A 13075-nucleotide genomic window follows, 5' to 3' on the forward strand; every position below is an offset into this window, starting at 1 on the left:
ATGGCCCACAACGACGCTTTCGCCACCGCCGCCCACCTGCATGTGCTGCTGCGCCGCAAGACCGGGCGCGTGACCGACACCGAGTGGATGGCCACCAACGCCGACTACGCGCACGAGATCGTGCGTTACGCACGCGAACAGGCGGCCACCGAAGGCCACGCCGAGCTGCTGCCCTGGGCCGAGAAACTGGACACCCTGATTCCACAGATGGGTGCGGTGGTGCGCAAGCCCTTGCTGGTGGTCGCCGGCGAGCGGCTCAAGGCTGGCCAGACCGCGGCCAAATCCGCCGGGGCCACACCCGGGCGCCCCAGCGGTTTTTCAGACTCGGCACAACCCAGCGGCTTTCTGGAGTCCACACTCAACTCGGTCTTCGGCACCCCGCGCAAACACGAGGGTGGGGAGCCCGACCTGCGCTACGTGGGCGGCATCCGCTGAGGCTGCGCGCCAGCGGCGCGCAGCCAGCCCAGGCCGTCCGACGTGCCGCCGGGCACTGCGCCGCGCGCCGGCCGGTACTCGCAGCCCACCCAGCCTTGCCAGCCGCAGGCGGCGGCCACCTCGTCGATCACGCCGAACAGGTAGGGGTGGTTCAGCTCGCCCAGATCGGGCTCGTGGCGCATGGGCACACCGGCGATCTGGAAGTGGCCCACGCGCCCGGTGGGCAGGTACTGGCGGATCTTCATGGCCACGTCGCCTTCGACGATCTGGCAGTGGTACAGGTCGAACTGCACCTTCAGGTTGGGCGCGCCGATGGCCATCACGGTGCGGTGCGCCTCGTCCTGCCGGTTGAGGAAAAAGCCCGGCATGTCGCGCGTGTTGATGGGTTCGATCAGCACGTCGCGCCCTGCGCTGGCGGCCTGTCCGGCGGCCCAGGCCAGGTTGGCCTCGTAGGTGGCGGCCAGCGCGGCGCGCTCGGCCCCGGCGGGGGCGAGGCCGGCCATGACGTGGATGCGCGGGCAGTCCAGCGCCTGCGCGTATTCGAGCGCCTTGGCAAAGCCGGCGCGGAACTCGGCCTCGCGCCCGGGCAGGCAGGCCAGGCCACGCTCCCCCGCGTCCCAGTCGCCCGGCGGGGCGTTGAACAACACCTGCTGCAGGCCGTGCTCGGCCAGGCGCCGGGCGATGTCGCTGGCGGCGAAGGCGTAGGGGAACAGGTACTCCACACCTTTGAACCCGTCGGCCGCCGCGGCGGCAAAACGGTCCAGGAAGGCGTGCTCGTTGTAGAGCATGGTGAGGTTGGCGGCGAAGCGGGGCATGGGGTTGGCGGCAAGCGCTGAACGGTGGGTCAGGACAGGCGGTAGGTTTCCAGGTGCAGGCTGGTTTCGGTGTTGCGGATGCCGCGCACCAGGCGGATGCGCTCCAGCACCTGGGACAGCTCCGAAAGGTTGGCCGCACGCAGCTCGGCCAGCAGGTCCCAGCGGCCGTTGGTGTCGTGCAGCGCGGCCACGCCCGGCTCGCCCAGCAGGCTGGCGATCACCGCACGGGTCTCGTTGCCTTCGACGGCCACGCTCATCCAGGCGCTGATCTGGTTGGGCTGGGCGTCGGGCCGCAGGCGCACGGTGTAGCCCACGATCACGCCCGTGTCTTCGAGCTTGGTGATGCGGTTGGTCACGGTGCCGCGCGAGACCCCGAGCTTCTTGGCCAGCGTGGCCACGTTGGTCCGGGCGTCCTTGCGCAGCAGGGAGAGCAGTTGTTGGTCGGTGGCGTCCATGTTTGTCATTATGGCAATGACCATTGGCATTTGTTCAAATATTTGCCAAAAAGCTCGCACAGTTGCCGATTTACATTGCCATGGGCGGTTGAGACATTAACAGTCATACCAACGGAGCTTCCCATGACAACGCATCTTTCCCCCCTACCCACCCAATTTCTGAGCGCCCAGGACGTGGCCCACGTGGTCCACCGCCTGGGGCTGCCCACCGCCCTGGCCCGCATGGCCGAGTACATCCACGCCGACTACCTGCGCTGGCCCGCGTTCGACAAATGCGCCCGCGTGGCCAGCCACTCGGCCGACGGCGTGATCGAGCTGATGCCCATCGCCGACGCCCGGACCTACGCTTTCAAATACGTCAACGGCCACCCCAAGAACACCCAGGGCGGCCTGCCCACGGTGATGGCCTTCGGCGTGCTGGCCGACGTGGACACCGGCGTGCCCGAGCTGCTGAGCGAGCTCACGCTCACCACCGCGCTGCGCACCGCGGCCATGTCGGTGGTGGCCGCGCGGGCGCTGGCCCGCCCGGGCAGCCGGCGCATGGCGCTGATCGGCAACGGCGCGCAAAGCGAGTTCCAGGCCCTGGCCTTCCACCACCTGCTGGGCATCGAGGAAATCCGCCTGTTCGACACCGATCCCGCGGCCACCGCCAAGCTGATGGACAACCTGGCCCACACGGCGCTGCGCCTGCTGGCCTGCGACAGCATCGCCCAGGCGGTGCGCGGCGCCGACATCGTCACCACCGTGACGGCCGACAAGACCAACGCCACCATCCTCACGCCCGAGCTGATCGAGCCCGGCATGCACGTCAACGGCGTGGGCGGTGACTGCCCGGGCAAGACCGAGCTGCACCCCGACGTGCTGCGCATGGCCTCGGTGTTCGTCGAGTACGAGCCGCAGACCCGCATCGAAGGCGACCTGCAGCACCTGCCGGCCGACTTCGCCGTGACCGAACTCTGGCGCGTGCTGGGCGGCCAGGCCTCGGGCCGCCGCAGCGATGCCCAGGTCACGCTGTTCGACTCGGTCGGCTTCGCGCTGGAAGACTTCTCGGCGCTGCGCTTCCTGCGCGACGCGGCGCGCGAACTCGGCCTGGGCCAGCTGTTGCCGCTGATCCCCGGCCTGGCCAACCCCAAGGACCTGTACCAGCTGATCCGCGCCAGCGCCCCGCAGCCGCGCGCCGCCACGGCCACGCCCGCCGCCCACGCGCCGCGGCACCCGCGCGCCAAAACCCCCGCTCTGAGCGCATGACGGCGCCGCGCACGGGCCACTTCGCAGCGGGCGGAGTGAGTCTGATCGGCGTGCCCACCGACATCGGTGCGGGCACGCTGGGTTCCCGCATGGGCCCGGAAGCGCTGCGCGTGGCCGGCATTGCCCCGGCCCTGCAGGCGCTGGGCGTGAAGGTGCGCGACCGCGGCAACCTGCAAGGGCCGGCCAACCCCTGGCTGGCGGCCGTCAACGGCTTTCGCCACCTGCCCGAGGTGGCGCTGTGGAACCGCCTGCTGCACGACGCGATGCACGCCGAACTGCGGGCCGGGCGCCTGCCCATCATGCTCGGTGGCGACCACTGCCTGGGCATCGGCTCCATCAGCGCGGTGGCGCGTCACTGTCGCGCCAGCGGCCAGCCACTGCGTGTGCTGTGGTTCGACGCCCACGCCGACTTCAACACCGCCACCCTCACCCCCAGCGGCAACATCCACGGCATGCCCGTGGCCTGCCTGTGCGGCCAGGGGCCCGAGGAGCTGACCGGGCTGGCCGATCGTGTGCCCGCCATGGCCCCCGCGGACATCCGCCAGATCGGCATCCGCAGCGTGGACGCGGGCGAGAAGCGGCTGGTGCACGACATGGGCATCGAGGTGTTCGACATGCGCTGCATCGACGAGTGGGGCATGCGCCAGGTGATGGAGCACGCGCTCGCCGGGGTGGACCACCGCACCCACCTGCACGTAAGCCTGGACGTGGACTTCCTCGACCCCGACATCGCCCCCGGCGTGGGCACCACCGTGCGCGGCGGGCCGACCTACCGCGAAGCGCAGCTGTGCATGGAAATGATCGCCGACACCGGCCGCCTGGGCTCGCTCGACGTGGTCGAACTCAACCCCGCGCTGGACGTGCGCAACCAGACCGCCGAGCTCGCGGTCGACTTGATCGAGAGCCTGTTCGGAAAGTCCACGCTGATGCGCCAGGCCGACGGCTGACGCCTTTTTTTTCCCGCCCCCGTTCATCAAAACCACAGGAGACAAGACCATGAAACACATCGCCCATTGGGTTCTCACCGCGCTGCTCGCGCTCGGCAGTCTGGGCGCGCAGGCGCGCAGCCTCGACGCCATCCGCAAGGACGGCAAGATCGTCATCGCCACCGAGGGGCAGTTCGCCCCGTTCAACTACTTCCAGGGGGCCAAGCTCAGCGGCTTCGAGATCGAGCTGGCCGAGATGGTCGCGAAAAAAATGGGCCTGGCCGTGGAGTGGAAAGCGCTGAGCTTTGACGCGCTGTTCGCCGGCCTCGGCCAGGACCGCTGGGACCTGGTGATCGCCTCGCACGGCATCACCGAAGAACGCGCCCGGGCCGTGACCTTCACCGCGCCGCACTACTGCTCGGGCGGCAGCATCGTCTCGCTGGACCCGGCGATCCGCCGGCCGGCCGACCTGCAGGGCAAGGTGGTGGCGGTGCAGACCGGCAGCACCTACCTGGAGAACGTCAAAAAGCTCCCGGGCCTGAAGTCGGTGAAGAACTTCCCGCAGGACACCGACGCGCGCAGCGCCCTCATGAGCCGCCGGGTGGACGCCTGGGTCACCGACAAGTTCGTGGTGCTCGCCGCGCTCAACGCCCACCCCGCCTCGGGCCTGAAGGTGGGCGAGTTCCTGTTCGTCGACCGCATCGCCGCGGCCGTGACCAAGGGCAACGACAGCCTGGCCCAGGGCTACAACGCGGCGCTGGCCACGCTGCTCGCCGACGGCAGCTACAGCGCCCTCTCGCGGAAGTACTTCCACGACGACGTGCGCTGCCGTTGAACGGTGTGACCCCCTCCCACCGCTCAAGGGACAACACCCCATGAACGCCCAACTGCTTGCCTGGCCCGGCCAATGGAGCCGCCAGCAGCGCGCCACCGCCACCATGGCCACGGCCGGCGCGGCGCTGATCGCGCTGCTCTGGCTGATGGCCCTGCCACTGTCGCTCGCCCCCGAACCCATCGGCAGCAACGCCGTGCTGTTCGCCGAGGGCACGCTCGCCACCGTGCAGCTCACACTCACCGCCGGTCTGGCGGGCATCGTCATCGGCGTGCTCGCCGCGCTCGGGCGCACCTCGCGCATCGCGCCGGTGCGCTGGTTCGCCTCGCTCTACGTCTGGGTCGTGCGCGGCACGCCGCTGCTGGTGCAGATCCTGTTCGTCTTTCTCGCCCTGCCGGCGCTGGTGCCGGGGCTGCAGCTGGAAGACTTTGCCTCGGCCTGCGTGGCACTGGCCTTCAACGTCGGCGCCTACAACGCCGAGGCCATCCGCAGCGGCCTGCTGGCCGTGCCCAAGGGCCAGGCCGAGGCGGCGCGTTCGCTCGGGCTCTCCAGCTGGCACACCTTCATCGACGTGAGTTTTCCGCAGGCCTTCAAGGTCGCGCTGCCGCCGCTGGTGAACAACACCGTGGCCCTGCTCAAGGACTCGTCGCTGGCCTACGCCATCGGGGTCGTGGAGCTCACCAACGTGGGCAACCGCATCCAGGCCGCCACCTTCCTGCCGCTGCCCACACTGGCCACCACGGCGCTGATCTACCTCACGCTCACCACCGTGCTGACCCAGATTTCCGGCGCCGTGGAGCGCCGCTACGACGTGGAAGGCCGACAGCCATGAACACCCGCCCCCCGCTCATCCGCATCGAAGACGTCAACAAACACTACGGCGCGCACCACGTGCTGCGCGGCATCAGCACGCAGTTCCACGCCGGGCAGGTCAGCGCCATCCTGGGCGCCTCGGGCTCGGGCAAGAGCACGCTGCTGCGCACGCTCAACCGCCTGGAACGCCACGACTCGGGCCGCATCGTGGTCGACGGCATCGAGGTCAACGACGACCTGCGCCAGCTCGAAGCCCTGCGCCGCGAGCTCGGCATGGTGTTCCAGCAGTTCAACCTGTTCCCGCACCTCACCGTGCTGGACAACGTGACGCTGGCGCCGCGCCGCATCCGCAAGACCGCGCGCGGCGAGGCCAACGAGCAGGCCATGGAGCTGTTGCGCTCCGTCGGCATGGAAGCCCATGCGCACAAGCACCCCTTCGCGCTCTCGGGCGGGCAGCAGCAGCGGGTGGCGATTGCGCGCGCGCTGGCCATGCAGCCCAAGGCCATCCTGTTCGACGAACCCACCTCGGCGCTGGACCCGGAGATGGTCAAGGAAGTGCTCGACGTGATGAAGCGGCTGGCCCAGTCGGGCATGACCATGATCATCGTGACGCACGAGATGGGCTTTGCCCGCGAGGTGGCCGACCGCATCCTGTTCGTGGACCAGGGCCAGGTGGCCCAGGACGCCCCGCCCGAGGCCTTCTTCCGTGCCCAGGACAACCCGCGCGTGCGCGCCTTCCTCGGGCAGATCAGCCACTGACCCGCGCGGGCTGCGGGCGGCTCAGTCCCCGCGCAAGATCCAGCGCGCCGCCTTCTCCGCGATCATCAGCGTGGGGCTGTTGGTGTTGCCGCTGGTGATAGTGGGCATCACGCCGGCGTCCACCACGCGCAACCCGGCCACGCCGCGCACGCGCAGGTGGGTGTCCACCACGGCCATCGGGTCGTCGGCGCTGCCCATCTTCGTCGTGCCGACCGGGTGAAAGATGGTATTGGCGATGTCGCCCGCCAGGCGCGCCAGCTCTTCGTCGGTCTGGAACTGCACGCCGGGCTTGAACTCTTCGGGCTGGTAGTTGGCCAGGGCCGGCTGCGCCACGATGCGCCGCGTCACGCGCAGGCTGTCGGCGGCCACGCGGCGGTCTTCGGGCGTGCTCAGGTAACACGGCGCGATGGCCGGCGCGTCCGACGCCTGGGCCGAGCGGACGCGCACATGGCCGCGGCTCGTGGGGTTGAGGTTGCACACGCTGGCGGTGAAGGCCGGGAAGCTGTGCAGCGGCTCGCCGAACGCGTCCAGGCTCAGCGGCTGCACGTGGTATTCGATGTTCGGGTAGGGCTGGGCCGGGTCGCTGCGCGTGAAGGCGCCGAGCTGGCTGGGCGCCATGCTCATGGGGCCGCTGCGCGTGAGCGCGTATTCGAGCCCGATGGCGGCCTTGCCCCAGAGCGAGTTGGCCAGGGTGTTGAGCGTTTTCGCGCCCTTCACCTTGAACACGGTTCGGATCTGCAAATGGTCTTGCAGGTTGGCGCCCACGCCGGGCAGATCGTGCTGCACCGGTATGCCCAGCGGCTGCAGCAGCGCGGCCGGGCCCACGCCCGAGAGCTGCAGGATCTGCGCCGAGCCGATGCTGCCCGCGCTGAGCACCACCTCTTTCGCGCAGGCCACCTTCACCGTCTGGCCCCCGCGCTGCAGCTCCACGCCGGTGCAGCGCAGAGCACCGTTGGCCTCGCGCTGCAGCGTGAGCCGCTGCACCTGCGCCTGCGTCCACACCGTGAGGTTGGGCCGCCGCTGCACCGGCCGCAGAAACGCCTTGGAAGCGTTCCAGCGCCAGCCGGCTTTCTGGTTCACCTCGAAATAGCCCACGCCCTCGTTGGTGCCGGTGTTGAAGTCGGTGGTGGCGGGGATGCCGGCCTGCTGCGCGGCCTGGGCGAACGCGTCGAGCACGTCCCAGCGCAGGCGCTGTTTTTCAATGCGCCACTCGCCCGTGCTGCCCAGGCTGCGGTTGCCGTGCAGCAGGGCCAGCGCGGGGTTGGTCATGCTTTCGTTGGCGGCGTCGAGCCGGTAGTGGTCTTCGTGCGCCTTGAAGTCGGGCAGGCACTGGCTCCACGACCAGCTGGGGTCGCCGGTGAGCTGCGCCCACTGGTCGTAGTCCCGCGCCTGGCCGCGCATGTAGATCATGCCGTTGATGCTGGAGCAGCCGCCCAGCCCCTTGCCGCGCGGGTAGCGCAGCTGGCGGCCGTTGAGGCCCGGGTCGGGCTCGGTCTGGTAGAGCCAGTCGGTGCGCGGGTTGCCGATGCAATACAGGTAGCCCACGGGGATGTGGATCCAGTGGTAGTCGTCCTTGCGGCCGGCTTCGATCAGCAGCACGGTGGTGCCCGGGTCGGCGGACAGCCGGTTGGCCAGCAGGCAACCGGCCGTGCCGGCGCCAATGACGATGTGGTCGAACGTGGGTTGGCTCATGGGGACGGCTTCACTCAAAGGGTTTGTTTATTTGCGATGCTCATGGTCTTCACGCAGGAATGGGCCGAGTTTGTGGACCGAGCGCGTGAAAAGTCCAATGAAATCGCCAGAGGCTTGGTATAAGTCTGGCAAATAATGATGACCGCCATGCCCAAGCCCACACCGCCCCCTGCCACCCCACCCGCCCGGCTGCCCACGGTGGACCCGCAGACCCTGCGCGCCTTCGTGGCTGTGGCGCGCGAAGGCAATGTGTCGCGCGCCGCGTTGCGCCTGCACCTGAGCCAGCCGGCGGTGAGCCTGCAGCTGAAAACCCTGGCCGAGGCCACGGGGCTGGCGCTGTTCACCCGCACGCCCCAGGGCATGGCGCTCACGCACGATGGCGCGGCCCTGCTGCCCATGGCCGAGCGCGCGCTCGCCACCCTGGCCGACTTCGGCCAGGCCGCCGCCGCCCTGCACACCACCGTGCGCGGCACGCTGCGCATCGGCACCATCCTCGACCCCGAGTTCACCCGGCTCGGCGCGTTCCTGAAACAGCTCGTCGAGTCCAGCCCGCAGGTGGGCACCGAGCTGCGCCAGGGCATGAGCGGCGACGTGCTGGCGCAGATCGCGCGCGGCGAGCTCGACGTGGGCTTCTTCCTCAACCTGCCCGACGACCCGGTGGGCGCGCCCTACCGGCTGCGCGCGCTGACCCGCTTCACCTACCGCGTGCTCGCGCCCGCCGGCTGGGGCCCGCAGGTGCGCGGCAAAGACTGGAAAGCCCTGGCCGCCCTGCCCTGGCTCGCCACGCCACCGGCCAGCGCCCACCACCGGCTGCAGCGCCGCGTGTTCGGCCCCGGCTCGCTCACCGGGCTGGAGCCCCGGCGCGTGGCCCTGGTGGACCAGGAAGCGTCCATGCTCGACCTGGTGAAAAGCGGCGTCGGCCTGAGCCTGGTGCGCGACGCCATCGCCATGCGCGAAGCCCAGGCCCACGGCCTGGTTGTGGCCGACCAGGTGGCGCTGGAATGCGACCTGAGTTTTGTCTGTCTGGCCGAACGCGCGGGGGAGCCGGTGATTGCGGGTGCCTGGGGGGCGCTGGAGGCGGTTTGGGGGTGAGGGTGTTGCATTCAACGAAATCCAACACCTCGCCTTCTCAGGGCTGAGAAGCGGCTGAAAGTGGGTGGATGGCCAGCAGGTATGCTGATACGTTCAGTTACCATTTGCCCATGGGATGGCAGCAGACCGCGCGGCGCTGAACGAGATCTTTTGCAGATCTCGTGAACGACACGATGAACCACTTCGTGCGGGAAGAAGAGCTGTTCCAGCGCTTTGGCCACCCGGAAACCGCCCCGCCCATGCTCCACCGCATCCATCCCGCCCCCATCGTCTGCTCCGACCACGAGCGCTCGCAACGCCCCCGCGCCGAGGACAAGGCGGCTCCATGAACCATGCCGATCTGCAGCACCTGGCTCGCCTGAGCGAGCTGGCTTGTGAAGCCAACGCCGAAGCCTATCGCCGCAGCGTCAGGTGGTTCGCACTCCTGGGTTATCTGTGGGTTCTGCTGTGCCTGGCCGTCGGTGTGGCGCTGTTGGGCTGGCTGGCGCTGACCCTCGTGCAAGGCGGCAAGTTCAGGGGCTACATGATTGGGGGCTTCCTTCTCGGCACCGGCCTGCTCACGGCCGGGGTGTCTGCCCTCTGGCTGCGCCTGGAGCCCCCCACGGGCCAGCCCCTCAGCCCCGAACAGGCGCCCGAGCTGTTCAAGCTGCTGCGCAAGATCGGCAAAAAAATCGGCGGACCGCCGATTCACCATGTGCTGGTCGACGACGATTTCAATGCCTTCATCGTCCAGATTCCGCGGTGGGGCCTGATAGGGGGCGCCAACACCAACTACCTCGTGCTGGGGCTGCCCATGCTCATGGCCATCGAGCCGGCCCGTCTGGCCTCGGTCCTGGCGCACGAGTATGGGCACCTGCGCGAAGGCCACGGCAGCTTTTCGGCCTGGATCTACCGCTCGCGCATGGCTTGGCAGCGCTTCTACGAACGCCTGGACGACCAGCAGAACATCGCCGCCGCCGTCAACAACCACTTCATCCGCTGGTATTTCCCGCGCTTCATCGCCAAGAGTTTCGCGCTCGCCCGGCAAGACGAGTACGCCGCGGATCGCGTGGCCTGCCGCTTGATGAAGCCGGAAGTCACCGCCGCGGCGATGAAAGAGATCGTCGTCAAGGGCGACTGGTTGCACAACGAGTTCTGGGATGCCCATTGGAGGCTGGCCCGCACCCACCCGGGGCCGCAGGGCCCCCTGGCGTCCATGCAGCAAGCCTTGCTGCTCCAGCCCGAAGCATCCTTCGCCCAACGCAGCCTGCAACGCGCCTGGCAACAGGCCTCCTCGGTCGAGGACACCCACCCCGGACTGCGCGACCGCCTGGAGGCCCTGGACCCGGAGCGACGGGCCGACCGCCGCGCCCCGGTCTGGTCGCGTCAGTCCGCCCTGTCTCTGCTGGGCTCGGCCCTGCCCAGCCTGATGCAGCAACTGGACAAACAGTGGTGCAGCGCCAACGCCAGCGCATGGAAGGAATACCACGCCGACATGCAGCGCTGGGCCCAACGCATCGAGCAATTGCGGGCGAGCTCGGCGGGCAACCAGGCAGCGGACTGGACCGAGCTGGGCGATCTGATGCTGCGCCTGGACCCGCAGGCCGATGCCGCCGCGATGTACGAGCGCGCGCTCGCGCTGAGCAGCCAGTGGCCCGAGGCGCTGCTGGGCCTGGCCCGGCTCAGCGCCAAGACCGCCCCGGAGCAGAGTCTGGCCTGGGCGCAGCGCCTGCACGAGAACAGCCCGCAGTTCCGCCACTGGGCGGCGCGCCATGCGGTGGCTCTGCTCGAAAACAGCGACGCGCCCGATGCCAAGGAACTGGCCACGTGGCGCCAGCGCCTCAAAGACGCAGAACAAGCCGAAGAGCGCGTGTGGGACGAGCTCACGAGCAACGATTGGCATGCGCAACTGGAACGGCACGACCTCAGCGAGTTCGAGCGCGGCGAGTGCGCGACATTTCTGCGGCACCAGAAGCCCATTCAGCAGGCATGGATCGCGCGCAAGCTATCGCGCGAATTTCCATGGCGCCGCTGTTATGTGCTGGTGGTTGAACTGACCCGCATGAGCGAGGACGAGACGAGGGACTATGTGCACTGGTTGATGCAGCAGTTCCCGACCCCAGGCCCATGCCTGGTCGGCTGCGCCCAATTGGGGATGGACCCCAAACAGGCGCCGCGCGGCGTGCTGAGCCCACTGTGCCCGTCAACGGCCTCGGGCGGTGCGTCCGCTGGGCAATGAGACGGCATCGGGCGTCAATACACATGAACGAGAACTGGTACGACTTGGTGCACGAAGCGAATGAGGACGGCGAGTCCTGTTTGGGGCCTACGGTCCTGTACACGTCGCGCCTGGGGCTTCGCAATCTTGCCAACGAATTGCAAAGGATTGCCAGCGTCGACCGGCTCGGTCGATTTGAGCTGAACATCGCAGAGATGGATCACGATTGCTACGCACCGTTCACCCACGTCGAAGTAGCAGAAAAGCCACCCGAAGAAGCCAAACGTTCCAAGGGAAATAACAGAGCGATTTATTGGTTTTTTGGGGTGATGGTCGGCGTCCCCCTGCTTGCTCTCTATGGTGTGGTCCGCCTGGCAATGGACATCATCGGATGAACCTTTGCTGCAGCTAAGTCAGCCGGTGATGGCCCACCCTTGGGGCGGATCCTCACCGGCAAGGCCGTCACTGAACATGCAGGCTACGCCTCCAGGATGTCTTCGTGGATGCAGAGGTAGTTCCCCTCCGTGTCCTTGAACCAGGCCGCCTTCTCCGCTCCCAGCACGCAGACGTGGTTCACCGTCTTCAGCCCTGGGAAGTCGTAGTCCTCGAACTTCACCCCCGCTTGCTTCAACTCGTCAATGCTGGCGGCAATGTCCTCCACCCGGAAGCTGATCGCCGTGTGGTCGGCCTTGGTCCCTTCAGGCTTCGGAAACAGTGCCAGCGTGGTGCCGCCCACCGTGTAGATGAACTTTCCGTCAGGCCTGAACCCACTGGGTTTCAGACCCAGGCAGCCCTCGTAGAAGGCGCGGGCGCGGTCCATGTCCTTGACCGGCAACATCGTTGTGACAGAGGCATCGGACAACATATGCAGTCCTTTCGCTCAACCCGGTCGTGTCCCAGCTACCAGACACCCGGTACGCCGTCCGCCGGGGCTCAAGCTTATGCCTCTCGGTGGCGTGGCGCCAGTGCAGACGCGGGACGCCATCGCCATGCGCGAAGCCCTGGCCTGCGGCTTGGTGGTGGCCGATCAGGTGGCGCTGGAATGTGACCTGAGTTTTGTTGGCCTGGCCGAACGCGCGGGGGAGTCGGTGATAACGAGTGCTTGGGGGCGTTGGAGGTGGTTTGGGAGTGCTCGGGTGTCGTGTTTCGACCTGAGCAGACAATCCCGCACCTTCCGCAAAGCGGTCACTCCACACTCCAAATAGGCATGGACCCACTCGTTGCTGAGGCTATAGTGGATGTAACGAATACGTACTCGCGCCAGTTCAAGGTACCGATGGAGCCGACGGCGTGGTGCCGGGTTTCGCAAAATTTTTATAACTGTATGTACAGGCAGTTAATGCAGTCAGAAGCAAGACTGCAAGCCACATTCAGGAGGAATCGATGACCAACTTATGGAGCAGCGCCCAACTTATAGAGCAGGTTTTGCTCTGGACATTACGTTGGGCGTCATGATTGATCCGCATCTTTGGAAGATCTGGGGCATTGCCGAAACAACCCTAAAGGACGCTCGGCGATACGTTGTTGAGGCAGCCGGGGAAGCCCTCACAGACGAAGACAAATCTTCTCTCAACCAGTTCGATGAGTACGTTGCTCACAATGAGTTTGGGTTAGCACTGGAAGAGATGGCCAGCCTAGGCAGCGGCCACGCCCCAAAGGCTGCATTCTGGAAGAGGCTCGAAGCGGTGGCAGAGGCAATGGAGTTGCCCGAGGCAGCTTCAATCTATCGGGAGAAGTTCTTTGCGGAAGTTCATCGCCAATAGTCGGTCGTCGAGGCAAAAAGCCAAAATCAAGGAACCCATTGGTGTGTG

At 67.5% G+C, this 13075-nt stretch carries 15 protein-coding genes; 11 read left to right on the forward strand and 4 right to left on the reverse strand.

What is annotated here, in order from left to right:
* Positions 1–435 (forward strand): hypothetical protein, encoded by a 435-nt coding sequence (locus HTA01S_RS24645; protein ID WP_084235985.1) that lies wholly within the window; start codon positions 1–3, stop codon positions 433–435.
* On the opposite strand, the gene otnI is transcribed toward HTA01S_RS24645, so the two are convergent.
* Together otnI and HTA01S_RS09485 are read right to left on the reverse strand one after the other, a co-directional pair.
* Positions 414–1250 (reverse strand): 2-oxo-tetronate isomerase, encoded by an 837-nt coding sequence (gene otnI, locus HTA01S_RS09480; protein ID WP_068169941.1) that lies wholly within the window; start codon positions 1248–1250, stop codon positions 414–416. The two genes, HTA01S_RS24645 and otnI, sit on opposite strands and share 22 nt — an antisense overlap.
* 29 nt (positions 1251–1279) lie before the next feature.
* Positions 1280–1705, reverse strand: a complete 426-nt coding sequence (locus HTA01S_RS09485) for an Lrp/AsnC family transcriptional regulator (protein WP_068169945.1) — start codon at positions 1703–1705, stop codon at positions 1280–1282.
* A gap of 123 nt (positions 1706–1828) precedes the next feature.
* Here HTA01S_RS09485 and HTA01S_RS09490 point away from each other — a divergent pair, with 123 nt between their 5' ends.
* Genes HTA01S_RS09490 through HTA01S_RS09510 form a run of 5 tightly spaced genes read left to right on the forward strand, consistent with a single transcriptional unit; the run spans position 1829 to position 6283 of the window.
* Positions 1829–2953, forward strand: a complete 1125-nt coding sequence (locus tag HTA01S_RS09490) for an ornithine cyclodeaminase (RefSeq protein ID WP_068169947.1) — start codon at positions 1829–1831, stop codon at positions 2951–2953.
* On the forward strand, positions 2950–3900 hold the full coding sequence (rocF, locus tag HTA01S_RS09495; protein ID WP_068169950.1) for an arginase: 951 nt from the start codon (positions 2950–2952) through the stop codon (positions 3898–3900). Before HTA01S_RS09490 ends, rocF begins: the two co-directional genes overlap by 4 nt.
* Positions 3901–3949: 49 nt before the next feature.
* Positions 3950–4714 (forward strand): ABC transporter substrate-binding protein, encoded by a 765-nt coding sequence (locus HTA01S_RS09500; protein ID WP_068169954.1) that lies wholly within the window; start codon positions 3950–3952, stop codon positions 4712–4714.
* 40 nt (positions 4715–4754) lie between these two features.
* Positions 4755–5543, forward strand: a complete 789-nt coding sequence (locus tag HTA01S_RS09505) for an amino acid ABC transporter permease (RefSeq protein WP_068169957.1) — start codon at positions 4755–4757, stop codon at positions 5541–5543.
* Positions 5540–6283: an amino acid ABC transporter ATP-binding protein gene (locus tag HTA01S_RS09510; RefSeq protein WP_068169959.1), complete on the forward strand. Its 744-nt coding sequence runs from the start codon at positions 5540–5542 to the stop codon at positions 6281–6283. The genes HTA01S_RS09505 and HTA01S_RS09510 overlap by 4 nt, the downstream gene beginning before the upstream one ends.
* Before the next feature lie 21 nt (positions 6284–6304).
* Here HTA01S_RS09510 and HTA01S_RS09515 read toward each other — a convergent pair whose 3' ends face one another.
* The gene (locus HTA01S_RS09515; protein ID WP_068169962.1) at positions 6305–7975 is read right to left on the reverse strand and encodes a GMC family oxidoreductase; all 1671 of its coding nucleotides are present in this window, start codon (positions 7973–7975) and stop codon (positions 6305–6307) included.
* A 147-nt stretch (positions 7976–8122) separates the two neighbouring features.
* On the opposite strand from HTA01S_RS09515, the gene HTA01S_RS09520 reads away from it, so the two are divergent.
* The 4 genes from HTA01S_RS09520 (at position 8123) to HTA01S_RS09530 (ending at position 11659) form a co-directional block, all read left to right on the forward strand.
* Positions 8123–9067 carry a LysR family transcriptional regulator gene (locus HTA01S_RS09520; protein WP_068170747.1) on the forward strand — a complete coding sequence of 315 codons (945 nt, stop codon included), beginning with the start codon at positions 8123–8125 and terminating at the stop codon, positions 9065–9067.
* 161 nt (positions 9068–9228) lie between these two features.
* Complete coding sequence (locus HTA01S_RS25520; RefSeq protein ID WP_169804758.1) at positions 9229–9396, forward strand: hypothetical protein; 168 nt, start codon at positions 9229–9231, stop codon at positions 9394–9396.
* Positions 9393–11285, forward strand: coding sequence for a M48 family metallopeptidase (locus HTA01S_RS09525; RefSeq protein WP_068169965.1), 1893 nt, complete (start codon positions 9393–9395; stop codon positions 11283–11285). Before HTA01S_RS25520 ends, HTA01S_RS09525 begins: the two co-directional genes overlap by 4 nt.
* Positions 11286–11308: 23 nt before the next feature.
* A complete protein-coding gene (locus tag HTA01S_RS09530) occupies positions 11309–11659 on the forward strand; it encodes a hypothetical protein (RefSeq protein ID WP_068169968.1) in 351 nt (116 codons plus the stop codon).
* Between the two features lie 83 nt (positions 11660–11742).
* Here the strand turns inward: HTA01S_RS09530 and HTA01S_RS09535 are convergent, their stop codons facing one another.
* On the reverse strand, positions 11743–12129 hold the full coding sequence (locus HTA01S_RS09535) for a VOC family protein (RefSeq protein WP_068169970.1): 387 nt from the start codon (positions 12127–12129) through the stop codon (positions 11743–11745).
* Positions 12130–12658: 529 nt separating this feature from the next.
* Between HTA01S_RS09535 and HTA01S_RS09540 the strand changes: the two genes are divergently transcribed.
* Entirely contained in the window at positions 12659–13027 is a 369-nt protein-coding gene (locus tag HTA01S_RS09540) for a hypothetical protein (protein ID WP_068169973.1), read from the forward strand.
* The last annotated feature ends 48 nt before the right edge of the window (positions 13028–13075 follow it).

The organism is Hydrogenophaga taeniospiralis CCUG 15921, from assembly GCF_001592305.1.
GTDB lineage: Bacteria > Pseudomonadota > Gammaproteobacteria > Burkholderiales > Burkholderiaceae_C > Hydrogenophaga > Hydrogenophaga taeniospiralis.